This window comes from Streptococcus sp. 343_SSPC, from assembly GCF_001072385.1.
In the GTDB taxonomy this organism is placed as follows: domain Bacteria; phylum Bacillota; class Bacilli; order Lactobacillales; family Streptococcaceae; genus Streptococcus.
In genome coordinates this window covers 1-23,492 of the sequence record NZ_JVKU01000011.1, presented here as the reverse complement: position 1 = coordinate 23,492, position 23,492 = coordinate 1, and the positions used below count along the sequence as shown (strand labels likewise).

Below are 23,492 nucleotides of genomic sequence, written 5' to 3'. Positions count from 1 at the left end.
ATGAAACAAAATTTAAAAGTGAATTTAGTCTGGCTTGGTCTTTTGGTCGCAGGTTTTGCCTTGATCCAAGTCTTGGTTGCAGCGGGTGTGCTCAACCTCTTCTATATCCAAATTTTAGAACAAATCGGAATTAATATTATCCTTGCAGTTGGTTTGAACCTCATCGTTGGTTTTTCAGGTCAATTCTCACTCGGTCATGCCGGATTTATGGCCATTGGTGCCTACTCTGCAGCCATTCTCGGCTCCAAATCACCAACCTACGGGGCTTTCTTTGGAGCGATGGTTTTAGGGGCTTTGATCGCAGGTGCTGTGGCCTTGATCGTTGGGGTTCCAACCCTTCGTTTGAAAGGGGACTACCTCGCGATTGCGACACTTGGGGTTTCTGAAATCATCCGGATCTTGATCGTCAATGGTGGTACTCTCACCAATGGTGCCGCCGGTATCCTTGGTTTGCCAGCCTTTACAACCTGGCAATTGGTTTACCTTTTTGTCGTGATAACGACCATTTTTACCATCAACTTCTTACGCAGTCCAATTGGACGTTCTACCCTCTCTGTTCGTGAAGATGAAATCGCAGCAGAATCTGTTGGGATCAATACGACCAAAGTCAAAGTCATCGCCTTTGTATTTGGTGCGATCACAGCGGCGATTGCTGGATCTCTCCAAGCTGGCTTTATCGGCTCCGTTGTTCCTAAAGATTATTCTTTCACCAATACTATTAATGTCTTGATCATTGTCGTCTTTGGTGGTTTGGGATCAATGTCAGGAACAGTTGTAGCAGCTATCGTCTTGGGGATCTTGAACATGGTGCTTCAAGACTTCTCAAGTGTACGTATGATCATTTACTCATTGGCTTTGATTCTCGTGATGATCTTCCGTCCAGGTGGTCTTCTTGGAACATGGGAATTCAGCTTGAAAAAACTACTCTCAAAAAAGGAGGCTAACTAATGGCACTTCTTGAAGTAAAAAATTTAACAAAAAACTTTGGTGGTTTGACAGCCGTTGGGGATGTGACCATGGAACTCAATGAAGGGGAATTGGTTGGGTTGATCGGGCCCAACGGTGCCGGTAAAACAACCCTCTTCAACCTCCTAACAGGAGTGTATGAACCAAGTGAAGGGACCATTACCTTAGATGGTCACCTATTAAATGGTAAAGCACCTTATAAAATCGCTGCAGGTGGTCTGGGACGGACTTTCCAAAATATTCGTCTCTTTAAAGATTTGAGCGTTTTGGACAATGTCTTGATTGCCTTTGCCAACCACCACAAACCACATGTCTTTGCGAGTCTTTTCCGCTTGCCAAGCTATTACAAGAATGAAGAAGCTTTGAAAGCAAAAGCCCTTGAATTGTTAGCCATTTTCGGTTTGGAAAAAGAAGCAGATACCTTGGCTAAAAACTTGGCTTACGGACAACAACGTCACTTGGAGATCGTTCGTGCCCTTGCGACAGAGCCAAAAATCCTCTTCTTGGATGAACCTGCTGCAGGGATGAACCCTCAAGAAACAGCAGAATTGACCCAATTGATCCGTCGCATTCAAAAAGAATTTAATATTACGATCATGCTGATCGAGCACGATATGAGCTTGGTCATGGAAGTAACGGAACGGATTTATGTATTGGAATATGGTCGATTGATTGCTCATGGAACGCCAGATGAAATCAAGAACAACAAACGTGTAATCGAAGCATATCTAGGAGGTGAAGCCTAATGTCTATGTTAAAAGTTGAAAATCTTTCTGTACACTATGGCATGATCCAGGCTGTCCGTGATGTCAGTTTCGAGGTAAATGAAGGAGAAGTTGTTTCTCTTATCGGTGCTAACGGTGCTGGGAAAACATCTATTCTTCGTACCATTTCAGGTTTGGTGCGTCCAAGTGCTGGGAAAATTGAGTTTTTGGGTCAGGAGATTCAAAAGGTTCCAGCTCAAAAGATAGTAGCAGCAGGACTCTCTCAAGTTCCAGAAGGTCGCCACGTCTTTCCAGGCTTGACCGTTATGGAAAACTTGGAAATGGGAGCTTTCTTGAAGAAAGACCGAGAAGAAAACCAAGCTAACTTGAAGAAGGTCTTCTCCCGTTTCCCACGTTTGGAAGAACGGAAGAACCAAGATGCAGCCACCCTATCTGGTGGGGAGCAACAAATGCTTGCAATGGGTCGTGCCCTCATGTCGACGCCAAAACTTTTGCTCCTGGATGAACCTTCTATGGGATTGGCCCCAATCTTTATCCAAGAAATCTTTGATATCATCCAAGATATCCAAAAACAAGGAACAACTGTTCTCTTGATTGAACAAAATGCCAACAAGGCCCTTGCCATCGCAGACCGCGGTTATGTTCTCGAAACAGGGAAAGTCGTTCTTACCGGAACAGGAAAAGAACTCTTATCCTCAGAAGAAGTCCGCAAGGCCTACCTTGGTGGATAAGATTTTTAAAGTTTGTTTGAAAGGAAAGGTCCTAAAGGCCTTTCTTTTTTCATCTCTCTTGTTTGATTTTTCTAAATTTTGAAAACAAGAGAAAACTGCTGAAAGCGTTTGAAATAGTACTAAAAATCAAGTATAATAAAACTAAGAAAAGCATAGGAGAATGATTATGGCTGTTAAAGATTTTATGACCCGTAAAGTAGTGTATATTAGTCCAGATACGACAATTGCCCATGCGGCAGATTTGATGCGGGAACAAGGCTTACACCGCTTGCCGGTCATTGAAAATGACAAATTGGTCGGTTTGGTGACAGAAGGTACGATTGCAGAAGCAAGTCCATCTAAAGCAACAAGCTTGTCTATTTTTGAGATGAACTATCTGTTGAACAAGACCAAGGTCAAAGATGTCATGCTTCGTGATGTCATTACTGTCTCTAAATTTGCCAGCCTCGAAGATGCGACCTATCTCATGTATAAGAACAAGGTGGGAATTCTTCCGGTTGTAGACAATGACCAAGTATCCGGTGTCATCACAGACCGTGATATTTTCCGTGCCTTCCTCGAAGTATCCGGTTATGGAGAAGAAGGAGTTCGTGTTCGCTTTGTGACAGAAGATAAGGTTGGTGTTCTAGAACAAATCATTCATTTGATTGTAGAAGAAGGATACAATATCGCCAATACAGTCAATATCCCAACCAAAGATGATCATGTCGTTATCGAAGTTCAGATTGATGGCATTACCGATACGGAAGTCATCAAGAAGAAATTTGAAGAAAATGGTATTCGTGTGGATGAAATTAGTCGCACATCTGCAAAAGACTTTTAAATAAAGAAAGAGCCTGAGATATTCTCAGGCTCTTTGTTTTAGCGAGCAATGGGCTGCTTGTTGGTATCCAAGGTAAATCCTTCTCCTAGGATTTCATGGGCTTCTGTAATGGTAATGAAGGCGAATGGATCGATCTTATTGATGATATCTTTCATCTGTTTCATTTCATTCCGTGAAACCACGCAGTAGATAATCTTCATTTCTTGTTGGCTATAATAGCCCATGCCGTTTACGAATGTGACTCCTCGGCCCAAATCAGTCGTGATTTGTTTGGCAATTTCATCTGGTTTAGATGTAACCACGAGGAATCCTTTTCCTGCAAAACCTCCTTCACCGACGATATCAATGACGACGGTGTCAATCAGGATAAAGAGGAGGGTGTAGGCTGCAATTCGGAAGTCCTTGAAGACGATCAAAACAGTTGTCAAGACGATGGCATCCACAATCAACATGAGGCGTCCCATGGAAAGCGTCGTGTACTTGTTAAAGATACGCGCGACAATATCGGTTCCACCTGTAGTGCCTCCAGCGTTGAAGATAATCCCAAGCCCAGCTCCAAGGATAACCCCTGATCCGATACAGGCTAGGAGGATGTCTCCGTCAAGAGCCGTAAAGACTGCATTTTGAAGATGATGACTTCCAGGGATCAGCTCGAAGATGGCCATCCAAGTAGAGACCGAAAAAGTTCCAATCAAACTGAGATAGAGGGATCGGAGCCCCAGTAATTTCCAGGCTAGGAAAAAGAGGGGAATATTGATGGCCAAGTTCATGACCGAAACGGGAATTTTAAAGAGGTAGTAGGTAATCAGGGTAATCCCTGTAGCTCCTCCCTCATAAAAGTGAAATGGAATGACTAAAAAGAAGATTCCAAAAGAAAAAATGCCAGCCCCCAAAATAATGGCCAGAATATTTTTTGCCTTAAACATGCTCGTTCTCCTATTCATTTTTCACCATACATTTTACCAAAAAAAATGAAAAATAGGAAATAATTTTCATCAATTTTCACGAATTCGGACAGGATTTTTACCCCTATTTTTGGTAAAATAAAAAGAAGTGATGCATGCTAGAGAAATGAGTATAGAAAGTTAAGATAAGAGAATGAAACAGGGAACATTAATTTCAATTGAAGGCCCAGAAGGTGCAGGGAAATCCTCCGTTTTAGAAGCCTTGCTACCACGCTTGGAAAAGGCAGGGATTGCCTATATTACCACGCGGGAGCCAGGGGGCGTCGAAATAGCAGAAAAAATACGCGAGGTCATTCTAGATCCATCCCATACGGAAATGGATCCCAAGACAGAATTGCTTCTTTATATCGCCAGTCGTCGCCAACACTTGGCAGAACGTGTCCTTCCAGCTTTGAAAGCAGGGAAGCTAGTTATCATGGATCGTTTTATCGACAGTTCGGTAGCATACCAAGGCTTTGGGCGTGGATTAGCAGTAGCAGATATTGAATGGTTGAACCAATTTGCGACTGATGGTCTGAAACCCAATCGGACCTTCTACTTTGACATTGATGTAGAAGAAGGGTTGGCGAGAATTGCTAAGAGTGCCAGCCGTGAAGTCAATCGCTTGGATCTAGAAGGACTCAGTCTCCATCAGAAAGTCCGTCAAGGCTATCTGGCTATCCTCGAAAAAGAACCACAACGTGTGGTGAAAATTGATGCCAGTCAACCTTTTGACCAGGTGGTCGAAGATACTTGGCTATTATTGAAAGAAGTCTTGGAGATCAGTGAATGAAGTTAGAACAAGTGCAAAAACTTCAACCTCAGTTAGTCGATCGCTTCCAAGCTATTTTAGAACAAGACCGCTTGAGCCACGCCTATCTCTTTACAGGAGATTTTGGCAGTTTTGAGATGGCCCAGCTCTTGTCCCAAAGTCTCTTTTGTACGGACAAGAAGGGTGTTTGGCCCTGTGGGACTTGTCGGGCTTGTCGCTTGATTGAAGAGGATGAATTCTCAGATGTAACGGTTGTCCGACCGGTCAATCAAATCATCAAAACGGATCGGATCCGGGATTTGATCCAGCATTTTTCTCAGTCAGGCTACGAAGGATCCAAGCAAGTCTTTATCATCTGTGATGCAGACCGGATGCATGTCAATGCGGCCAATTCCCTCCTCAAGGTCATTGAAGAACCTCAGAGTGAAGTTCATATTTTTCTGCTGACAGCAGATGAGCAGCTGGTTCTCCCGACCATAAAAAGTCGGGCGCAGCAGGTCCATTTTCCAAAAAACCAAGATTTCCTAAAAGAGTATCTCCTTCAGGAAGGTCTCTTGCTTCAACAAGCAGATTTGTTAGCCAACTTTAGTCAAGGTTTCCAAGAGGCTCAAATTCTCGCTCAGAATCCCTCCTTTTTCGATCTGGTGAGGGAGTGTGAGCGTTTCGTCGCAGCTTGTCTAAAAGCAGATCCGCATGTCTACTTACTGGTCTCTCGCTTGGTTCAAGAGACGGATGATAAAGAAAAACAGGCCCAAGCCTTTCGCTTGCTGGAATTGCTCTTTGCACGCTCCATCAGTCTGTTCTTAGGAAGAGACTATCTAGAAAAATTGGTCTTGGCCAAACAGATGTGGGAACGGAATGTGAGTTTTCAAAATGCTCTCGAGTATATGGTCCTACAGTTGAAAAATAGAAGGTAAAGAGATGAATAAAAAAGAATTATTTGATGCTTTGGATGGCTTCTCCCAGGAATTGCTGGTTACATTAGCAGAGGTTGAAGCCATTAAGAAAAATCTCAAACTCATTGTCGAGGAAAATACAGCTCTGCGTCTTGAAAATGATAAATTAAGAGAGCGCTTAGGAGAAGTGGAGAAAACCAGCTCCCCTAAATTCCATCGCAATGGTCGTGAAAATTTACAAAGAATTTACAATGATGGATTTCATGTTTGTACAGACTCCTATGGTCAACGTCGTGAAAATGATGAAGAGTGTATTTTCTGTGATGAATTGTTATTTAGGGAGTAAACATGCAGATTCAACGAAGTTTTAAAGGGGATAAAGCGACAGGGACTCTCTTTTTAGTGCCAACCCCAATTGGCAATCGGGATGACATGAGCTACCGCATGATCCAAACTCTAAAAGAGGTGGATCTGATAGCAGCAGAAGATACACGCAATACAGGACTCTTGCTCAAGCATTTTGAGATTGCGACACCACAAACTAGCTTCCATGAGCACAATGCCATGGAGAAAATCCCTGATTTGCTAGCTCATTTAGAGTCTGGAAAGGACCTGGCCCAGGTATCGGATGCAGGACTGCCTAGTATTTCGGATCCAGGTCACGACCTGGTCAAGGCAGCGATTGAGCGAGAGATCCCTATTGTGGCAGTTCCTGGTCCGAGTGCCGGCATTACCGGCCTAATTGCCAGTGGCCTGGCACCCCAGCCCCATATCTTTTATGGCTTTCTTCCACGCAAGGAAGGGCAGCAAAAGGCCTTTTTCCAAGAGAAATTGGCCTATCCTGAGACCCAGATCTTTTATGAGTCTCCGCACCGAGTTCGTGCGACGCTTCAAAATATGCTGGCAGTTTATGGGAATCGTCCAGTTGTGCTGGTCCGAGAATTGACCAAGATTTATGAAGAGTACACGCGAGGGACTATTGAGGAGTTAGTGGCTTACCTAGAGGAAAATCCCCTCAAGGGGGAGTGCCTTCTGATTGTAGAGGGAGCCAGTGAGCAGGAGCCAGATCTAGAAGAAGTGGATCTGATCCAAGAGATTGATCTACTGGTCCAGTCTGGTATGAAAAAGAACCAGGCGATTAAACAGGTTGCCAAACAATTCGGGCTACAAAAGAGTGAACTTTATGCCCGTTACCACCAAGAGGAAGAATAAGGAGAGTCTGATGGAAATTAGAATGGCTTATCCCAATGAAATCAATCGGATTATGGAAATCATTCAAGATGGCAAGGACAGCTTAGCTGCAGCTGGCGTGGACCAATGGCAGGATGGTTATCCGGATCAAGAAATCATTTTTGAGGATATCCTAGAAAGCCGTGGTTATGTAGCTGTAGAGAATCAAGAAGTCGTAGCTTATGCCGCTCTCTACAAGGGAAATGAAGCAGCTTATAATGACATTTATGATGGAAAATGGGAACATGATAACTATCTCTATATCAGTTTCCACCGGGTCGCTGTTGCCAAAGAAGTTGCTGGACGAGGTGTAGCCCAAACCTTCCTTCAAGGTTTGATCGAAGGAGAAAAGGGCCCAGACTTCCGTTGTGATACCCATCCTGACAACAAGGTCATGCAACACCTTTTAGAGAAGTTAGGCTTCCATTACTGTGGAAAGGTGCCAATTGATGGAGTTCGTCTCGCTTATCAGAAGATTAAACGGAAGGCAGAAACCAGCCTCTTCCAAGTGATTAGCGAAGATGATCGTTGGGACTACCGTGCAGAACAATCTCAAAATGACTAGGTTTTATCGCCAACTCTATCAGAGTCCCTTGGGACCTCTATTTGTTGTGGTGGATGAGGAAAGCCTAGTTGGGATCTGGTTTTGTGACCAAGTCAATTGTGAGCAGGGGCTTGAGCATATAGAAGAAGCTTGTCAGCCACTTCATGAGGCTGTCTTTGAATGGCTGGATCAATACTTTTTAGGGGAAAATCCTTCCATGCCCTTTCCCCTATCTCCTCAAGGGACAGACTTTCAACAAAGAGTTTGGGCCTATCTAGCTCAGATTCCCTATGGGGAAAATCGGACTTATGGAGAGATTGCCCGGGCCTTGTCTTGCAAATCGGCCCAAGCCATCGGTCAAGCAGTAGGTCGGAATCCCTTGATCCTCCTCATCCCATGTCACCGGGTGCTGGGTACGGAGAAAAAGTTGACAGGCTATGCTGCTGGACTAGATCGCAAGCGTTGGCTGTTGCAACATGAGGCCATATCTTGGAAAGAATAAGGAGAAAAGATGTTATCATTTATTGAATACCCAAAATGTTCGACCTGCCGCAAGGCGAAATCGGAATTAACGAGCTTAGGCTGTGAGTTTGATAGCCAAGATATCGTGGTAGACACCCCGACCAGTGAGCAACTACAAACCTGGATCAAGGAGTCTTCCCTACCAATCAAATCCTTCTTTAACACTAGTGGGATGAAGTATCGGGAGTTGGGCTTGAAAGACAAGGTGGATCAGCTTTCGATAGAAGAAGCGGCAGACCTTTTAGCTAGCGATGGCATGCTGATCAAGCGCCCTCTCTTAGTGAAGGATGGAAAAGTTGTTCAAGTGGGCTACCGGAAACCATATGCGGACTTAGATTTGTAAGAGAAAAGGGAGTTGGACTCCCTTTTAATTCTGTCTTGAAGATGATATAATCATACGAGTGAAATCAATGAAAGAGAGTCAATCATGAGTATTTTAGAGGTGAAAAATTTAAGCCACGGCTTTGGAGACCGGGCTATTTTTGAGGATGTGTCCTTCCGCTTGTTAAAGGGAGAGCATATCGGATTGGTAGGGGCCAATGGTGAAGGAAAATCCACCTTCATGAGCATCGTGACGGGCAAGATGCAACCCGACGAAGGGAAGGTCGAGTGGTCTAAGTATGTGACCGCTGGCTATCTTGACCAGCATGCTGTCCTAAAAGAAGGGCAAACGGTGCGCGATGTCTTGCGGACAGCTTTCGACGAGCTCTTTAAAGCAGAGGCTCGCATCAATGACCTCTATATGGAAATGGCTGAAGATGGAGCGGATATGGATGCTCTCATGGAAGAAGTCGGAGAGCTCCAGGATCGGTTAGAGAGTCGGGATTTCTATACCTTGGATGCTAAGATAGATGAAGTGGCGCGTGCTCTAGGAGTCATGGACTTTGGCATGGAGACAGATGTGACGGCCCTTTCAGGTGGGCAGCGGACCAAGGTCCTTTTGGCTAAATTGCTCCTTGAAAAACCAGATATCCTTCTCTTGGACGAGCCAACCAACTACTTGGATGCGGAGCACATCGATTGGCTCAAACGCTACTTGCAGAACTATGAAAATGCCTTTGTCCTCATTTCCCACGATATTCCTTTCTTGAATGATGTAATCAACATCGTCTACCATGTGGAAAATCAACAGTTGACCCGCTATTCAGGAGATTACTACCAATTCCTTGAAGTCTATGAAATGAAGAAATCGCAATTGGAAGCGGCTTATGAACGCCAGCAAAAAGAAATTGCTGATTTAAAAGATTTCGTAGCCCGCAATAAGGCGCGTGTGGCTACACGGAACATGGCCATGTCTCGTCAGAAGAAGCTGGACAAGATGGAACTCATTGAGTTGCAAAGTGAGAAACCAAAGCCCTCCTTTGAATTTAAAAATGCCCGGACTCCTGGACGCTTCATTTTCCAAGCAAAGGACCTTCAAATCGGGTATGATCGTCCTTTAACCAAGCCTTTGAACCTAACCTTCGAGCGCAATCAAAAGGTAGCCATCATCGGAGCTAACGGGATAGGGAAAACTACTCTCTTGAAGAGCTTGCTGGGAATCATCCCACCGATTGCTGGAGAAGTAGAACGTGGAGATTACTTAGAACTTGGTTACTTTGAGCAAGAGGTCGAAGGGGGCAATCGTCAGACCCCGCTTGAAGCAGTTTGGAATGCCTTTCCAGCTCTCAACCAAGCAGAAGTCCGTGCTGCCCTTGCTCGCTGTGGTTTGACCACCAAACATATCGAGAGTCAAATTCAGGTGCTATCTGGTGGAGAGCAAGCCAAGGTGCGTTTCTGTCTCTTGATGAATCGTGAAAACAATGTCTTGGTACTGGACGAGCCGACCAACCACTTGGATGTGGATGCCAAGGATGAATTGAAACGGGCCCTTAAAGAATACAAGGGATCGATTCTCATGGTTTGCCACGAGCCAGACTTCTATGAAGGTTGGATGGACCAAATCTGGGACTTTAATGAATTGACGTAAACACAAAAAGAGAACCTCGAGGTTCTCTTTTGTTTATTTCTTGAAATCGTAGTCTTTTACGATTTCCATTTTTTCAATTTTGACATCTTCTTTTGGTTTGTCTTTGTCGTCCGTTTCAACTTCGGCGATTTTGTCGACTACATCCATGCCGTCGATGACTTGTCCAAAGACAGTGTAGTTCCCACCATCAAGAGTAGGGTTTCCACCATTCTTATAGGCTTCGATGATTTTAGCAGGGAAGCGCTCAGTTGGAAGCTTGCTGGACCAGTCTTCTTTATTTTGGTTAATATAGAATTGGCTACCATTTGTATTTGGTCCAGAATTGGCCATGGCTAAAGCACCACGAAGATTGTAGAGGTAAGGGGAGTATTCATTTTCAAAGCCTGCTCCTGAATCTTTAGAGGTATCTTTTCCTTTCCAAATGGACTCACCACCTGTACCATCTCCTTTAGGATCTCCTGTTTGGACCATAAAGTTATTAATCACGCGGTGGAAGAGGAGGCCATTATAATAGCCATCCTTAGCGTGGGTTAAGAAATTCTCAACGGCTAAAGGTGCGTATTTCGGAAAGAGCTTAACGGTAATGTCCCCTTTGTTGGTCGTGATTTTCACGACAGCTTCATCTTCAGCAACTTCGTTGGAGAGCTGAGGAAAGACCGCATTTTCATTGGTCATCGCATCTTGGATATCCTTACGAAGCTGATCTAATTTCTTTTGTTCACTAGCATCTACGCTAGAAGTAGTTGTTTGCTTAGTTTCTGAAGCAGAGCTAGAGGATGTCTTTGTATCTGATTGATTAGAGCCACATCCTGCCAAAGCTAAACCGGAAAATACAAGTAGGGCAATTAATTTTTTCATATTAATCCTTTCAACACATTAGTCTATCCTCTATTGTACCTTAATTTTTCATTTGATTCAAATCTAGCCTTGGAATGAGGTGATATTCAGCTTGCGGGCCTATGAAAAATAAGGTATGATGGGAGGTGAACTATCTTGTTGGGATAATGAGCATTTATTAAATCTAACAAAGAAATTTCTCTTCTTAAGATAAAATTTGTATCATTCTGTATCAAAAAGTAGGAGCAAGGAAATGAAAAAGTGGGTTAAGGGACATATAGAATTTATTACGATAGTTACCCTCTTGTTGATTTTAGCTTCAGTAGTTTTTTATAAGTCAAGCTCTGACACCTTGCCTAAAAATGAATTACCAAAGATTACGTTTGTAAGTCTATCTAAAATGAAGCGGTCTGATATTCAACTATTCGGGGATAAAAATCAATATGTTCTAGCACCTGCTAATGCCTATTTGAGTGTTGGAAAAAAATATGCCGCTACTTACGAAAGAAAGCTAGCTGAAGTTTCTGAACGATCTACGACAAATATTCAAATAAAGGGAGAGTATTGGAACTTAATTCTTTATAATTTGGAAAAAGATGATCTGCCAGAGCGAAAGTTGGATATTTACCGAATTGTTCGTGATTTTAATAAATACAGTCTGCCAAAAGAACTGTTTGGATTTTACTACCGCAATGGTGTCAGTTATTTCGGAATAAGATTGGAAGACCTGTCGCATAAAATTCCTACTTTTAAGGATGTATATCTAAATTTAGAAACAGAAAAAATTGAAGATTTTCCAATGGATACTAAATTTTCTCAGGACTCAGATATTTACGCGCTATCCCGTGCAACAAATTTTGATGAAGTCATACACACAAAGAAATATTTAAATCCTGAAAATTCCATAGTTTCAGGTATTTCATATAATGTAATTTCAGAGAAAGATATCAATCTTTACACTCTTTATCCTGATCTAGAATCGAAAATTATAAGAAATGGATGGACGCTTTCTATTCGTTCTGATAAGGTCACACAGGAGGAGGTATTTGAAACTCTTCTTCACTGGTTTGCACCAAAAGGGCAAGATCTTTTGACTGTTTATGCCTATAATGATGACTTCTCAGTATCTGATACTCAAATTCATAATAGTCAAGAGGCCAAGACGTGGTTGGAAGAGCATTCGAAACTTCGTGAGGAAATTATGGGAGAGGAAACCATTGAGAAAAATGAGGAGAAGTAGAGGATGAAAAAACGACTAGTAAGATTCAATTGTTCGATTTAGGAGAAGCTGATTTCTTCAAAAATCGAATCATGAATAGGAGGACACAAATTGGATTATAAAACTCTACGCAAAAATTATAGACTCTATATTAGATCTGCAGGCGTCTTGGCTATGCTTTTGATTGTTTGCATTGGGTTCGTGGTCACAGATACTCTTTTTCAGACTGCTGGCCTCGTTTTGGTCCTTGCAGCCTTGTTTTTATTTATCCACTTGCTCAAGAAGAGCTATACCAACAAGTGCAACACCTTGCTCCATGTAGACTTAGATTTAGCTTTTTGGCAGCAATACCTTCAGTTGAACAAGAATGTGAAAAAGCCCATTTTACAGATAGATATGAAGCTGACATCGGTTGCCTATTCTTTTATGATGGGAGATTTCGATACTGTCATTAAAGAAGTAAGGGAAGCACTCAGTCAGAAGGAACTACCGCAGAAATATAAGAACTTTTTTGAGAGTTATCTTATTCGTTCGATCGTGCTGACGGATCCTGATTTGTCTAGAGAAGAGCTGGAGGCTCGATTGAATGAATTGACCATTACAGACCCTATACTTGCTGAGAAAACTAAAAAGATTTGTCTCGCTCTTTATGATTTAACCATTGCCCACCAAAGCAATGATTATTTTGAAGATTTAAGCAATGATTTCAAGTACCAGCAGTTGGAAATGATCTACTACCAAGCCTTGAATGCTACTCTTAAAGGCGATAAGTCTAGAGCGGAAGAGCTCTTTAGCAAGTTAATTTCAGAAGATGAGTCGCTCTATATCGTTCAAAAGGCGCAACAATACTTGAAGGATGAGGGGAATTATCTATAAATCCTCCAATCAAAACAGAATTTTTCCAAATGAAGGTATAAACAGTTCAAGAGGGATAGGATTAAAATGGAGAAACAGATGACAACTATTTCAGATATACTAGAAAAATTTTATGCAGACCACGAGGTGAAACCTTATATTTCGTCTGAGAGAGACTTGGAAGCTTGGTTGTTGGATCCAAAGCCTGTTTCTAAACGAAACATGGAGTTGCTTCAAGATGGCTTGCTTGCAGGGGATATTATTCTCTTGTGGCGGATCCATTTTGGAACATTTACGACGGAGAATTGGTTTCCCAAGTACTTCGAATACACCTATGGGATTCATGCTTCGGAACATTTGAAATCTTTGGTAGATAAGGGGTATGCTGTTATCGAATCCGCTTTTGATTCGCTGGACCATATCAATGCGACCATGAAAAAAGCCATTCTCAAAAAGAAGGGAGTCGCGGGCTTGTCCAAAATGAAAGCAGCCGATTTGAACCGAGCTTTGGCGGATCACTTTACCGAAGAAGAGTTGGCACAAGAGTTCACAGTTCGGGGCTTTCAGTTGACGGAAAAAGGAAAACAAGCGCTGAAAGAGCATCAAGTTATCGTCGACCGCCACCCAAAGAAAAATCTATAAGTAACAGTGCCTGTGAGGTACTGTTTTTTTGTTGCTTTCGCAGATGAGAGAAAAGGATTTTACTAGAGAACTAGTCTAGAAATGTGGTATAATAAAGGTTATGGCAAACAATAATCAATCAAAAAAAACACGGTCGACAAGACGACTGTCTAAAGCAGAAATAGAAAGAAAAAAAGCAATTCGCCGAATGATCATGACGATTGTCTTAACTCTCGTCTTCATTTTCGCCTTTTTACGATTAGGTGCCTTAGGTTTAGTGACCTACAACCTTATCCGTCTCTTGGTAGGTAGTCTGGCTTACGTCGCGATGACGGCTGTTATTGTCTACCTCTTCTTTTTCAAATGGATTGAGAAGCATGAGGGAACCTTGTCTGGCTTTTTAAGTCTTTTTGCAGGCTTGCTACTAATCTATCAAGCTTACTTTGTCTCCCTCTTGAAACTTGAAGGCTCTTCTTTCGGGCCAACCTTCTCACGTATCTTAGGGGACCTCGTGCACCTTCGCGTCTCTTCTTTTGCAGGAGGTGGTTTACTGGGTGCTATCTTGTACACGCCGATTGCCTTCTTGCTCTCGAACATCGGGACTTATTTCATTGGAGGACTCTTGATCGTATTAGGACTTCTCTTGATGAGTTCTTATTCGGTTTATGACTTGTATGAGCAGGCTGTCGCAGCTTTTCACTCCTTTATGGAAAAACGAGAAATTCGTCGCCAAGAGCGCTTTGTCGAGCGTGAAGAGAAGAAGGCCCTTCAAGCAGAAGCAGAGGAGGCTGCCCGCATCGATCAACTTGCAGAAGCTAGTCCCGTGAGTACAGAAGGTTATCCTGTAGATCTTGAGACAGGTGAGGTCATGGAACCTGTGATCGAAGCAGAAGCGCCCGCAGAGGAGGCCTATCCTCAAATTTATCTACCAAATGAAGAGGAAGGCTATTCGGAAGAATGGTCGGACGACTCCCCAGAGGAGATGGAGGAAGTCGCAGAAGAGGAGGATATGGATGAAGAAGTCACTGTAGACTTCACGCCTAAGGAACTCCTTCAATACAAACTTCCAACGATTGATCTCTTCGCACCTGACAAGCCGAAAAATCAATCCAAAGAGAAAAACATCGTTCGCCAGAATATCCGCATCTTGGAAGAGACCTTTGCAAGTTTTAACATCAAGGCAACAGTGGAGCGGGCAGAAATCGGTCCTTCTGTTACCAAATATGAAGTCAAGCCAGCTGTCGGTGTGCGGGTCAACCGCATCTCCAACCTAGCAGATGATTTGGCCTTGGCCCTAGCAGCCAAGGATGTGCGGATTGAAGCACCGATTCCAGGGAAGTCTCTGGTCGGGATTGAAGTGCCCAACTCAGAGATTGCGACCGTTTCCTTCCGTGAATTGTGGGAGCAGTCCAAGACAGACCCGGCTAAACTCCTTGAGATTCCTCTTGGGAAGGCCGTAGATGGTTCAGCGCGGACCTTTGATTTGGCCCGGATGCCCCACCTCTTGGTAGCAGGGTCTACCGGATCTGGTAAGTCAGTCGCGGTCAATGGGATTATTTCGAGTATCTTGATGAAGGCCCGTCCGGACGAAGTCAAATTTATGATGGTCGATCCAAAGATGGTGGAGCTTTCTGTCTACAATGATATTCCTCACCTTTTGATCCCAGTGGTGACCAACCCACGCAAGGCCAGTCGAGCCCTGCAAAAGGTTGTCGATGAGATGGAAAATCGCTACGAGCTCTTCTCGAAAGTAGGCGCTCGCAATATTGCTGGCTTTAATGCCAAGGTGGCTGAATACAATGCACAGTCTGAGATGAAGCAAGTGCCCCTTCCATTGATTGTGGTCATTGTGGATGAGCTGGCAGACTTGATGATGGTCGCAAGTAAAGAAGTGGAAGATGCTATTATTCGCCTCGGACAGAAGGCGCGTGCAGCAGGGATCCACATGATCTTGGCAACCCAACGGCCATCGGTTGATGTTATCTCAGGTTTGATCAAGGCCAATGTGCCTTCTCGTGTCGCTTTTGCGGTATCATCCGGGACCGACTCACGGACCATCTTGGATGAAAATGGAGCGGAGAAACTGCTTGGTCGTGGAGACATGCTCTTTAAACCGATTGATGAAAATCATCCGATTCGTCTGCAAGGCTCCTTTATCTCAGATGACGATGTGGAGCGGATTGTTAACTTCGTCAAAGAGCAAGCTGAAGCGGATTATGATGATGCCTTCGATCCAGGTGAAGTATCTGAGTCAGACTTTGATGGAGGTATGGGTGGCTCAGACGAAGGCGATCCTCTCTTTGAAGAGGCAAAGGCGCTCGTGATTGAAACTCAAAAAGCCAGTGCTTCGATGATTCAGCGTCGCTTATCGGTTGGTTTTAACCGGGCCACTCGCCTCATGGAAGACTTGGAAGCAGCGGGTGTCATCGGACCAGCTGAAGGAACCAAGCCAAGAAAGGTCTTACAGACCAATTAATCTTTCTTTAGATGAAGAAGGAATGAGATATTTGACAATAGCAAAAACCTGCCTGTACAAGGGGCAGGTTTTGTTTACGATAAAAAAGAAAAGGACAGCAGATGCATCTCGATACCATTCACCACATTGCCATTATTGGCCACGATTATGATAAAACCAGAGAATTTTATGTAGATAAGTTAGGCTTTGAACCTTTAGACGAACACCATCGACCAGAAAAGCAGGATATTCTCTTTAATATTCGAAAGGGAAATCTGACCTTGGAAATATTTATCAAACCAGCTGCCCCAAAAAGACCCTTTCTCCCTCATCCAGAGCATACCGGACTCCGTCATCTGGCTTTTAAAGTGGAAGATGTTCAAGCCTGTCTAGCAGAGTTTGACCAATTAGGAATCCCTCATACAGAGCTACGGGTGGATGATTTTGATGGGCGCAAAATGGCCTTCTTCTTTGATCCAGATGGCTTGCCTCTTGAACTTCACGAATAGATCTACACAATCTTCGGTCTCTAGTCTCAAGCCAGAAGACATTCTTTTTGCTAAACTAGATACAGAAATAAGAAAGAAGAAAATATGGAAGAGAAGCGATATAGCGGGCTAACGAATGAGCAAGTCCAAAGCAGAATCAGAGAAGGAAAACAAAATCGAGTAACCATCACGGCAGAAAAGTCGACCAGAGAGATTATTTATTCAAATGTCTTTACCTATTTCAACCTGGTTTTTGGTATTCTAGCTATCTTATTGATACTAGTACGGTCTTGGAACAATATGTTATTTGTTCCCATTGTGGTCGTTAACTCCTTGATTGGGATTGTTCAAGAATTGCGGTCCCGTCGGATTTTGAATAAGATGCGCCTCCTTCAAGTGGAGAAAGCTCGAGTGATTCGTGAAGGAGAACGGCTAGATCTTCCTGTCGACCAGGTGGTAGAGGGGGATGTCGTCTTGTTCCAAGCAGGGGATCAGATCTATGCGGATGCAAAGGTTCTGGATGGTTCGATCATGGTTGATGAGTCTCAATTAACAGGTGAAGCAGATGAAATCCCTAAAGGTGAGAATCAGAAACTCATGTCAGGAAGTTTTGTTATCTCAGGTCAAGCAGTTGCCGTCTTGGAACAAGTAGGAGATGCATCTTATATTAATCAGCTGAGTCTATCTGCTAAGAAAGTCAAGGGACACGAAGAATCCGAAATGGTTCATGCTGTGGATGGTCTCGTCCGAATGATCGGAATGATTCTCATCCCGATTGGCTTGCTCTTGTTCTTGCAGAGTTATCTAGGAAATCAAGACTCCCTCAAAGTTAGCATTACCTCCATGGTCGGTGCCATCATTGGGATGATTCCAGAAGGGCTCTACCTCTTAATGACCCTGGCCTTGGTGCTTGGAGCAACCCGTTTAGCCCTTCAAAAGGTCCTACTCAACAGTATGAAGGGGATTGAAACCCTATCTCGTATCGACGTCCTTTGTCTAGACAAGACGGGAACCATTACCGAACACAGGATGCAGGTGAGTGAGCTCCTCCCCTTGGCACTAGATGAAAAAGAAGGCAGAGAAATATTAAGTCACTATCTCCAAGCAAGTGAGGATCAGAATGATACTATTACGGCCATTCGGCAGTATCACTCAGTCCAACCCACCCAAGTATGGACCGTTCAAGACCGTCTTCCTTTTTCATCTAAGAAGAAATTTGGGGGCCTTCAGTTCCAACAAGGCATTTACCTATTAGGGGCACCGGATGTTTTGCTTCGAGATGATCTCGATGCTTACCAAGAAGTCTGGCAGCGAGAGATTGAACGAGGGGCGCGTGTCCTTATTTTGGGGCATTACCAGGGGGAGCAATTGACGGAAGTATTAGAAGCTCCAGTCCTTCCCCTCCTAGCTTTGGTCTTGGAGAATCCTGTACGATCGACTGCTCCTGAAACCTTTGCTTATTTCCAAAAACAAGGGGTGACCATCAAGGTTATTTCAGGGGATCATCCTGTGACAGTTGCTGCCGTTGCTCAGAAAGCAGGTATTCCTGATGCAGATCAAGTGGTCGATGCGAGTCAGCTTAAGACGTATGAGGAGGTAGTATATGCAGCACGGACCTACACAGTCTTTGGACGGGTTAGTCCAGAGCAAAAACAAATCCTCGTAGAGAGCTTGCAGGCAGATGGTCATAAGGTCGGAATGACAGGAGATGGGGTCAATGATATCCTCGCTATGAAAAAAGCTGATTGTAGTATTGCCATGAATACGGGGCATGATGCGACCAAAAAGGTGGCTCAGGTTGTGCTTTTAGATTCAGACTTCTCCCACATGCCTTCGATTGTAGATGAAGGCCGCCGAGTGGTCAACAATATTCAACGTTCGGCTAGTCTCTTTTTGGTTAAGAATATCTTTTCAATATTATTGGCTATTTTGGCCATTCTCTTTGCTTTCACTTATCCCATTCAGGCTTCTCAGATGTCCTTAATCAGTGGATTTACCATCGGAATCCCCGGTTTCTTACTGGCCTTGGAGAAGAATCGTGCCCGGATAGAAGGAGACTTTATTGAAACCGTGATAGAGCAAGCTCTTCCAGCTGCCTTGACCAATCTCATATCGGTCCTTTTTCTTGTGGTTCTGGGTCCTTTCCTTGGATTAAGTCAGGGAGATATTTCGACCATCTCGATTTACCTGCTGGCTTTGATTGGCTTTACAAAAGTATACCAACTCAGCCTTCCCTTCAATCATGTAAAATTGGGCATCATCCTTCTTAATGTAACTGGATTTTCTCTGTCGGTCTTTGTATTTTCTTCCATTTTTAATCTCAGCCACCTTCATCTGACTGGCTGGATCTTGACTCTTGTCCTAGGACTGGTCATGGAAGGAGTCTTATGGGTGATGAATCGTCTTGTCTATACCTTGGTGACCCATCTGCATAAGTCCAGAAACAAATAAAAAGCGGTATTAGCTAAATCATCTTGGATCTAGTTAATACCGTTATTTTATTATTAAAATCAGATAAAGAGGCTAATCGTCATAATAAGGTAAAGGAAGAAGGTAATGAGAAAGCCTGCGCGCCAAAAGTACTTGAAAAATTTCGGATAGTAAAAGCTACGTCTCTTTTTCAAGAAATAGATAGTCAAGCCGATAGCTAAGAGGGACAAAGCTAATAACAATTGCGGCAACAAATTATGATAGTAGGCCGCATCTGAAATCAAATAGTATTCAAGCGCGAACAGAGGAAAAGCAAGATCGGCAAAATTCCAGCCATATCGACGCAGTTTAAAGACTCGAATAATAATCCCACTGAGAATCAGGGTCAAAAAAATAAATACAAGGGAAGCAACTTTTATTAACATACCTCCATTTTATCACAAAAGTAAAAAAAGTGTGATGGAAATGAAATTTTTTCTTGCATTCGGAAGAAAATAGTGTATAATAGAAAGGTATGCGCAGAGCATACTTGTGGGAGGTAAAAATCTGTAATTACCGCCAAAACCACAAAGGAGGATTTAAGAAATGGCTAAAAAAGTCGAAAAACTTGTAAAATTGCAAATCCCTGCTGGTAAAGCTACACCAGCTCCACCAGTTGGACCAGCACTTGGTCAAGCAGGTATCAACATCATGGGATTCACTAAAGAGTTTAACGCTCGTACAGCTGACCAAGCTGGTATGATTATCCCAGTTGTGATCACTGTTTATGAAGACAAATCATTTGATTTCGTTACAAAAACACCACCAGCTGCTGTTCTTTTGAAAAAAGCTGCAGGTGTTGAAAAAGGATCAGGTACACCTAACAAAACGAAAGTTGCAACAGTTACTCGTGCGCAAGTACAAGAAATTGCTGAAACTAAGATGCCAGATTTGAACGCTGCAAACATTGAGTCTGCAATGCGTATGATCGAAGGTACTGCTCGTTCTATGGGATTCACTGTTACTGACTAATTGTAACAATCCTATTTGCCCGCAATACACTTGATCATGAGACGAGTGACGTGGGAGATGAAAATCGATATGACCACATTACAAGGAGAAAGATAAAATGGCTAAAAAAAGCAAACAACTTCGTGCTGCACTTGAAAAAATCGACAGCACAAAAGCATACAGCGTAGAAGAAGCTGTAGCTCTTGCAAAAGAAACTAACTTTGCAAAATTTGATGCAACTGTAGAAGTTGCTTACAACTTGAACATCGACGTGAAAAAAGCTGACCAACAAATTCGTGGTGCAATGGTATTGCCAAACGGAACTGGTAAAACTGCTCGCGTTCTTGTATTTGCACGTGGTGCAAAAGCTGAAGAAGCAAAAGCTGCTGGTGCAGACTTCGTAGGTGAAGATGACCTTGTTGCGAAAATCAACGATGGTTGGTTGGACTTCGACGTTGTTATCGCTACACCTGACATGATGGCTCTTGTTGGACGTCTTGGACGTGTCCTTGGACCACGTAACTTGATGCCAAACCCTAAAACTGGTACTGTAACAATGGATGTTGCTAAAGCAGTTGAAGAGTCTAAAGGTGGTAAAATCACTTACCGTGCTGACCGTGCAGGTATCGTACAAGCGATCATCGGTAAAGTGTCATTTGACGCTGACAAATTGGTTGAAAACTTCAAAGCTTTCAACGATGTTATCCAAAAAGCAAAACCAGCTACAGCTAAAGGTACTTACGTAACTAGCTTGACTTTGACTACAACTCAAGGTCCTGGTATCAAAGTGGATGTTAACTCACTTTAATTAGAAATGAAAGCTACCTTCGGGTAGCTTTTTTTATTTGTTTGAATGATTTTAGAAGGTTCCACCTTGATGATGAATACGAAAAATATTAAAACGCTTGCATAAGTACAGGAAAAAGGTATAATATAGGTGAAAATAAAAATTAAGGAGAATCAAATGATTTTTAAACGTTCAAACGGAGAATTCCGTGAAACTGATCGAGTGACTCGTTTCAAGTTGATCAAGTCAGGTAAGAACTGGTTGCGTGCAGCCACTTCAAACTTTGGTTTGCTCAAAGTGATCCGAGGTCAAGTCGAAGAGACGGTTGTTGCTGAGGTGCGTGAAGATGCTGTTTCTGCTAAGAGCCGTCACCTCTTAAAAGGGATTGTAGTGGCAGCAGCAGTTCTAAGTGCTACTACAGTTGCAACTACTACGTTTGCGGATGAAGTAGGAAACGAAGTAGTTTCTTCCTCTACAGCAGTGAGTGCTCCAGTCGTTTCACCTGAAGCAGCTCCATTAATTGAAGAAGGTTCGAAAGAAGTCTCAGTCTCTCAAAATGAAACTGCTACAGAAACAAAAGCTCAAGCAGCAAGTTCATCCCAAGTGGTCGAAAGTGCTGTAGCATCGGATGATAAAGCAATCTTGGAACAAAATGCTTCTGAAGCAGCTTTATTGAATCAAATAGCAGAAAAATATGCTTCCAACCATCAAAATGAAGAGCAGAAAGCTGCTATCAAAGAGGCTGTTGCAAAAGTTCAAGCTGAATTGCCAACAAAAGAAGCTTCGAGCAATTCTGAAGTAAAACCACAATCATATGCTGAACAACGAGAACGCTTGAACAAGTCAGTAGATGATATGATGGCAACCTTGAAGGATGCAGGTTTCAATGGGAATACAACTGTTAATGGTGCACCAGCAGTAGCTGCACAGTTGGCTCCAATCTCAACAAGCACTACTGGTAGCGTCGATACTAACCCAGTTATTTCAAATGCGAATGGTGCAACGATTGAAGATGCAGCCTTCAACAAAGCAGGTTATGCATTAGATCCAAACGCAGATCGTTTCACTTTCGGTGTATGGCAATTCCTTAAAACCAACCATGCTACTGGAGCTAAAACAAACTTTGATTATTATGCTACTCTTGCAGTAGATCGTTCTGCCATCACTGGTAGCCTTTCAGCTAACCCAGATGTTTACTTGCGTATCGTGAAGAAATCTGATGGATCAGAAGTTTACACTCGTACCCTCAAAGCTGGAGAAAGCAATATCTCACTTCCAAGCTACATCACAAACAACAACTCTGATGTAACTAACACTTTGACATACGCAGCTGCTAACGGAACTAATCCAGGTAACGTAACCTTCTCATTGGTAAATGCTAACCTTGAGTATGAAACACTTCAAATCCGTGATACCAACTACCCAGGTAACGAAAATGAAGACAAGCCAAACGTTCAAACTTCTGTTCCTTATGCTAAAGCTGATCAAACAACTTACTATAGAGTTGTTGACAGTAGCAAGTACACAGAAGGACAACCATACAAACCAACTGGAAATGAAACAGTTCTTGCAAGCTATACTCAAACAGGTCTTGCAGGTCAGCAATTCACAGCTTCAGGAAATCGTGAAATCCCTGGTTACAAACAAGTTCCAGCAACAACTGACTCAACTCAAAAAACATCTGGTATCCTTGGTAAGGGTGTTGTCGGTCAAAAACTGGTCGAACTTCAAGGTGGTGCCAACCACTACTACGTGAAACGTATTTCTGAAATCGTGGATACTGATGGCTCAACTGTAACGAAATTCTACGCTCTTGATCCATCTCAAGTGAATAACTTTGCTACATCTGATATTGGTACTGAAGATGTATCGAAATACACACTCATCTACACAAGTAAAGTTAACAAAGCTGGTGAAGAGTGGAAGGCTGATGAGACTAAAGTTACAAAAGTAAACAGTAAAAATGGTGACTACTATCTTGAAGTCAACGAAACTGCTGGAAGCAAATCACTCATTATCACTGGTTGGTCGTCTGCTACTGAGACAGATACTTATAAACAAATGGACGGAACTCTACACACTTATCCACGTCCATTCAAAGGTGCCCCAAATCCTTCATTGACACCTGCAGGTGCTGGTAACAACAGTTACAACGTCATTGCTGGTAAAGTTCCAGTGATTCAAGCAGAAGGATCTGTAGCGGATGATCCTACAGCACCAACAAATGGTAAAGTATACTCTAATTTGAAGGGTTACTCATCATTCTCTAATAACTACTCAATTCCAACAGCGATTAAACCTTCAACTGATGTAAACTACTACTTTGTCAAGTCTGATGTTAAAGGAAATGTCTTCGTTCACTATAAAGATACTGAAGGCAATACTATCAAAGATTCAGTAAAAGATGAAGATGAACAACCAATCAATAAACACTATGACACAGTTGTAGACAACCGCCCACAAACAATAGAAAAAGCTGGTAAGACCTATGAATTAGTACCAGCAGGCACTTACACGGTTGGTGAAGTGGATGACCAAGGTCACCTTAAGTCTTCAGATCCTACAACTGGAGAAGTTGCTAAAGAAGATAAGAATGTCACCTACATCTACAAACTCAAAGAAGAGCCTAAGGGTAACGTCTATGTTCACTATGTAGATACAGAAGGCAAGACCATCAAGTCAGATGTG

At 43.0% G+C, this 23,492-nt stretch carries 24 protein-coding genes; 21 read left to right on the top strand and 3 right to left on the bottom strand.

Going from position 1 to position 23,492, the window contains the following annotated elements; genetic code table 11:
• The 4 genes from ADH27_RS02280 (at position 1) to ADH27_RS02265 (ending at position 3,245) form a co-directional block, all read left to right on the top strand.
• Complete coding sequence (locus tag ADH27_RS02280) at positions 1-948, top strand: branched-chain amino acid ABC transporter permease (RefSeq protein WP_048715359.1); 948 nt, start codon at positions 1-3, stop codon at positions 946-948.
• Positions 948-1,712 carry an ABC transporter ATP-binding protein gene (locus ADH27_RS02275; RefSeq protein ID WP_048689704.1) on the top strand — a complete coding sequence of 255 codons (765 nt, stop codon included), beginning with the start codon at positions 948-950 and terminating at the stop codon, positions 1,710-1,712. Before ADH27_RS02280 ends, ADH27_RS02275 begins: the two co-directional genes overlap by 1 nt.
• Positions 1,712-2,422 carry an ABC transporter ATP-binding protein gene (locus ADH27_RS02270; RefSeq protein ID WP_048715357.1) on the top strand — a complete coding sequence of 237 codons (711 nt, stop codon included), beginning with the start codon at positions 1,712-1,714 and terminating at the stop codon, positions 2,420-2,422. The genes ADH27_RS02275 and ADH27_RS02270 overlap by 1 nt, the downstream gene beginning before the upstream one ends.
• A 166-nt stretch (positions 2,423-2,588) precedes the next feature.
• Positions 2,589-3,245: a CBS and ACT domain-containing protein gene (locus tag ADH27_RS02265; RefSeq protein WP_048715355.1), complete on the top strand. Its 657-nt coding sequence runs from the start codon at positions 2,589-2,591 to the stop codon at positions 3,243-3,245.
• A 38-nt stretch (positions 3,246-3,283) separates the two neighbouring features.
• Here the strand turns inward: ADH27_RS02265 and ADH27_RS02260 are convergent, their stop codons facing one another.
• Positions 3,284-4,171: a YitT family protein gene (locus ADH27_RS02260; RefSeq protein WP_048715352.1), complete on the bottom strand. Its 888-nt coding sequence runs from the start codon at positions 4,169-4,171 to the stop codon at positions 3,284-3,286.
• Positions 4,172-4,343: 172 nt separating this feature from the next.
• On the opposite strand from ADH27_RS02260, the gene tmk reads away from it, so the two are divergent.
• The 8 genes from tmk to ADH27_RS02220 all read left to right on the top strand — a co-directional run bounded on the left by tmk (position 4,344) and on the right by ADH27_RS02220 (position 10,122).
• Positions 4,344-4,982, top strand: a complete 639-nt coding sequence (tmk, locus tag ADH27_RS02255; RefSeq protein ID WP_048715350.1) for a dTMP kinase — start codon at positions 4,344-4,346, stop codon at positions 4,980-4,982.
• Complete coding sequence (locus ADH27_RS02250) at positions 4,979-5,878, top strand: DNA polymerase III subunit delta' (protein ID WP_048715348.1); 900 nt, start codon at positions 4,979-4,981, stop codon at positions 5,876-5,878. The genes tmk and ADH27_RS02250 overlap by 4 nt, the downstream gene beginning before the upstream one ends.
• 4 nt (positions 5,879-5,882) lie before the next feature.
• Entirely contained in the window at positions 5,883-6,203 is a 321-nt protein-coding gene (yabA, locus tag ADH27_RS02245; RefSeq protein WP_023024026.1) for a DNA replication initiation control protein YabA, read from the top strand.
• A 2-nt stretch (positions 6,204-6,205) separates the two neighbouring features.
• Positions 6,206-7,069, top strand: coding sequence for a 16S rRNA (cytidine(1402)-2'-O)-methyltransferase (rsmI, locus tag ADH27_RS02240; RefSeq protein WP_048715346.1), 864 nt, complete (start codon positions 6,206-6,208; stop codon positions 7,067-7,069).
• A gap of 10 nt (positions 7,070-7,079) precedes the next feature.
• A complete protein-coding gene (locus ADH27_RS02235; RefSeq protein ID WP_048715344.1) occupies positions 7,080-7,652 on the top strand; it encodes a GNAT family N-acetyltransferase in 573 nt (190 codons plus the stop codon).
• A complete protein-coding gene (locus ADH27_RS02230; protein ID WP_048715342.1) occupies positions 7,645-8,133 on the top strand; it encodes a methylated-DNA--[protein]-cysteine S-methyltransferase in 489 nt (162 codons plus the stop codon). Before ADH27_RS02235 ends, ADH27_RS02230 begins: the two co-directional genes overlap by 8 nt.
• Positions 8,134-8,142: 9 nt before the next feature.
• Complete coding sequence (locus ADH27_RS02225) at positions 8,143-8,496, top strand: arsenate reductase family protein (protein WP_048715339.1); 354 nt, start codon at positions 8,143-8,145, stop codon at positions 8,494-8,496.
• 84 nt (positions 8,497-8,580) lie between these two features.
• Positions 8,581-10,122: an ABC-F family ATP-binding cassette domain-containing protein gene (locus ADH27_RS02220; protein WP_048689672.1), complete on the top strand. Its 1,542-nt coding sequence runs from the start codon at positions 8,581-8,583 to the stop codon at positions 10,120-10,122.
• A 33-nt stretch (positions 10,123-10,155) separates the two neighbouring features.
• Here ADH27_RS02220 and ADH27_RS02215 read toward each other — a convergent pair whose 3' ends face one another.
• The gene (locus ADH27_RS02215) at positions 10,156-10,980 is read right to left on the bottom strand and encodes a peptidylprolyl isomerase (protein WP_048715338.1); all 825 of its coding nucleotides are present in this window, start codon (positions 10,978-10,980) and stop codon (positions 10,156-10,158) included.
• A gap of 232 nt (positions 10,981-11,212) precedes the next feature.
• Between ADH27_RS02215 and ADH27_RS02210 the strand changes: the two genes are divergently transcribed.
• From ADH27_RS02210 to ADH27_RS02185, 6 genes are all read left to right on the top strand, one after another.
• Positions 11,213-12,199 carry a hypothetical protein gene (locus tag ADH27_RS02210; RefSeq protein WP_048715336.1) on the top strand — a complete coding sequence of 329 codons (987 nt, stop codon included), beginning with the start codon at positions 11,213-11,215 and terminating at the stop codon, positions 12,197-12,199.
• Positions 12,200-12,289: 90 nt separating this feature from the next.
• Positions 12,290-13,054: a hypothetical protein gene (locus ADH27_RS02205; RefSeq protein WP_048715328.1), complete on the top strand. Its 765-nt coding sequence runs from the start codon at positions 12,290-12,292 to the stop codon at positions 13,052-13,054.
• A 78-nt stretch (positions 13,055-13,132) separates the two neighbouring features.
• Positions 13,133-13,675: a hypothetical protein gene (locus tag ADH27_RS02200; protein ID WP_048715326.1), complete on the top strand. Its 543-nt coding sequence runs from the start codon at positions 13,133-13,135 to the stop codon at positions 13,673-13,675.
• A gap of 100 nt (positions 13,676-13,775) precedes the next feature.
• The gene (locus ADH27_RS02195; protein WP_048715324.1) at positions 13,776-16,130 is read left to right on the top strand and encodes a DNA translocase FtsK; all 2,355 of its coding nucleotides are present in this window, start codon (positions 13,776-13,778) and stop codon (positions 16,128-16,130) included.
• Between the two features lie 101 nt (positions 16,131-16,231).
• Positions 16,232-16,618 carry a VOC family protein gene (locus ADH27_RS02190; protein WP_048715322.1) on the top strand — a complete coding sequence of 129 codons (387 nt, stop codon included), beginning with the start codon at positions 16,232-16,234 and terminating at the stop codon, positions 16,616-16,618.
• Positions 16,619-16,702: 84 nt separating this feature from the next.
• Positions 16,703-19,048: an HAD-IC family P-type ATPase gene (locus ADH27_RS02185; protein ID WP_048715320.1), complete on the top strand. Its 2,346-nt coding sequence runs from the start codon at positions 16,703-16,705 to the stop codon at positions 19,046-19,048.
• Between the two features lie 59 nt (positions 19,049-19,107).
• Here the strand turns inward: ADH27_RS02185 and ADH27_RS02180 are convergent, their stop codons facing one another.
• The gene (locus ADH27_RS02180; protein WP_006595849.1) at positions 19,108-19,452 is read right to left on the bottom strand and encodes a DUF3397 family protein; all 345 of its coding nucleotides are present in this window, start codon (positions 19,450-19,452) and stop codon (positions 19,108-19,110) included.
• 160 nt (positions 19,453-19,612) lie between these two features.
• Between ADH27_RS02180 and rplK the strand changes: the two genes are divergently transcribed.
• The 3 genes from rplK to ADH27_RS02165 form a co-directional block, all read left to right on the top strand.
• Positions 19,613-20,038 carry a 50S ribosomal protein L11 gene (gene rplK / locus ADH27_RS02175; RefSeq protein WP_006595850.1) on the top strand — a complete coding sequence of 142 codons (426 nt, stop codon included), beginning with the start codon at positions 19,613-19,615 and terminating at the stop codon, positions 20,036-20,038.
• A 97-nt stretch (positions 20,039-20,135) separates the two neighbouring features.
• Complete coding sequence (gene rplA / locus ADH27_RS02170) at positions 20,136-20,825, top strand: 50S ribosomal protein L1 (RefSeq protein ID WP_006595851.1); 690 nt, start codon at positions 20,136-20,138, stop codon at positions 20,823-20,825.
• A 156-nt stretch (positions 20,826-20,981) separates the two neighbouring features.
• The coding region (locus ADH27_RS02165) for an accessory Sec-dependent serine-rich glycoprotein adhesin (RefSeq protein WP_048715318.1) at positions 20,982-23,492 on the top strand (2,511 nt) is incomplete at its 3' end.

Bases quoted from the DNA above. Each gene is read 5' to 3' on its own strand.
- ADH27_RS02280 (WP_048715359.1), top strand. From the start codon at position 1: ATGAAACAAAATTTAAAAGTGAATTTAGTCTGGCTTGGTCTTTTGGTC.
- ADH27_RS02275 (WP_048689704.1), top strand. From the start codon at position 948: ATGGCACTTCTTGAAGTAAAAAATTTAACAAAAAACTTTGGTGGTTTG.
- ADH27_RS02270 (WP_048715357.1), top strand. From the start codon at position 1,712: ATGTCTATGTTAAAAGTTGAAAATCTTTCTGTACACTATGGCATGATC.
- ADH27_RS02265 (WP_048715355.1), top strand. From the start codon at position 2,589: ATGGCTGTTAAAGATTTTATGACCCGTAAAGTAGTGTATATTAGTCCA.
- ADH27_RS02260 (WP_048715352.1), bottom strand. From the start codon at position 4,171: ATGTTTAAGGCAAAAAATATTCTGGCCATTATTTTGGGGGCTGGCATT.
- tmk (WP_048715350.1), top strand. From the start codon at position 4,344: ATGAAACAGGGAACATTAATTTCAATTGAAGGCCCAGAAGGTGCAGGG.
- ADH27_RS02250 (WP_048715348.1), top strand. From the start codon at position 4,979: ATGAAGTTAGAACAAGTGCAAAAACTTCAACCTCAGTTAGTCGATCGC.
- yabA (WP_023024026.1), top strand. From the start codon at position 5,883: ATGAATAAAAAAGAATTATTTGATGCTTTGGATGGCTTCTCCCAGGAA.
- rsmI (WP_048715346.1), top strand. From the start codon at position 6,206: ATGCAGATTCAACGAAGTTTTAAAGGGGATAAAGCGACAGGGACTCTC.
- ADH27_RS02235 (WP_048715344.1), top strand. From the start codon at position 7,080: ATGGAAATTAGAATGGCTTATCCCAATGAAATCAATCGGATTATGGAA.
- ADH27_RS02230 (WP_048715342.1), top strand. From the start codon at position 7,645: ATGACTAGGTTTTATCGCCAACTCTATCAGAGTCCCTTGGGACCTCTA.
- ADH27_RS02225 (WP_048715339.1), top strand. From the start codon at position 8,143: ATGTTATCATTTATTGAATACCCAAAATGTTCGACCTGCCGCAAGGCG.
- ADH27_RS02220 (WP_048689672.1), top strand. From the start codon at position 8,581: ATGAGTATTTTAGAGGTGAAAAATTTAAGCCACGGCTTTGGAGACCGG.
- ADH27_RS02215 (WP_048715338.1), bottom strand. From the start codon at position 10,980: ATGAAAAAATTAATTGCCCTACTTGTATTTTCCGGTTTAGCTTTGGCA.
- ADH27_RS02210 (WP_048715336.1), top strand. From the start codon at position 11,213: ATGAAAAAGTGGGTTAAGGGACATATAGAATTTATTACGATAGTTACC.
- ADH27_RS02200 (WP_048715326.1), top strand. From the start codon at position 13,133: ATGACAACTATTTCAGATATACTAGAAAAATTTTATGCAGACCACGAG.
- ADH27_RS02195 (WP_048715324.1), top strand. From the start codon at position 13,776: ATGGCAAACAATAATCAATCAAAAAAAACACGGTCGACAAGACGACTG.
- ADH27_RS02190 (WP_048715322.1), top strand. From the start codon at position 16,232: ATGCATCTCGATACCATTCACCACATTGCCATTATTGGCCACGATTAT.
- ADH27_RS02185 (WP_048715320.1), top strand. From the start codon at position 16,703: ATGGAAGAGAAGCGATATAGCGGGCTAACGAATGAGCAAGTCCAAAGC.
- ADH27_RS02180 (WP_006595849.1), bottom strand. From the start codon at position 19,452: ATGTTAATAAAAGTTGCTTCCCTTGTATTTATTTTTTTGACCCTGATT.
- rplK (WP_006595850.1), top strand. From the start codon at position 19,613: ATGGCTAAAAAAGTCGAAAAACTTGTAAAATTGCAAATCCCTGCTGGT.
- rplA (WP_006595851.1), top strand. From the start codon at position 20,136: ATGGCTAAAAAAAGCAAACAACTTCGTGCTGCACTTGAAAAAATCGAC.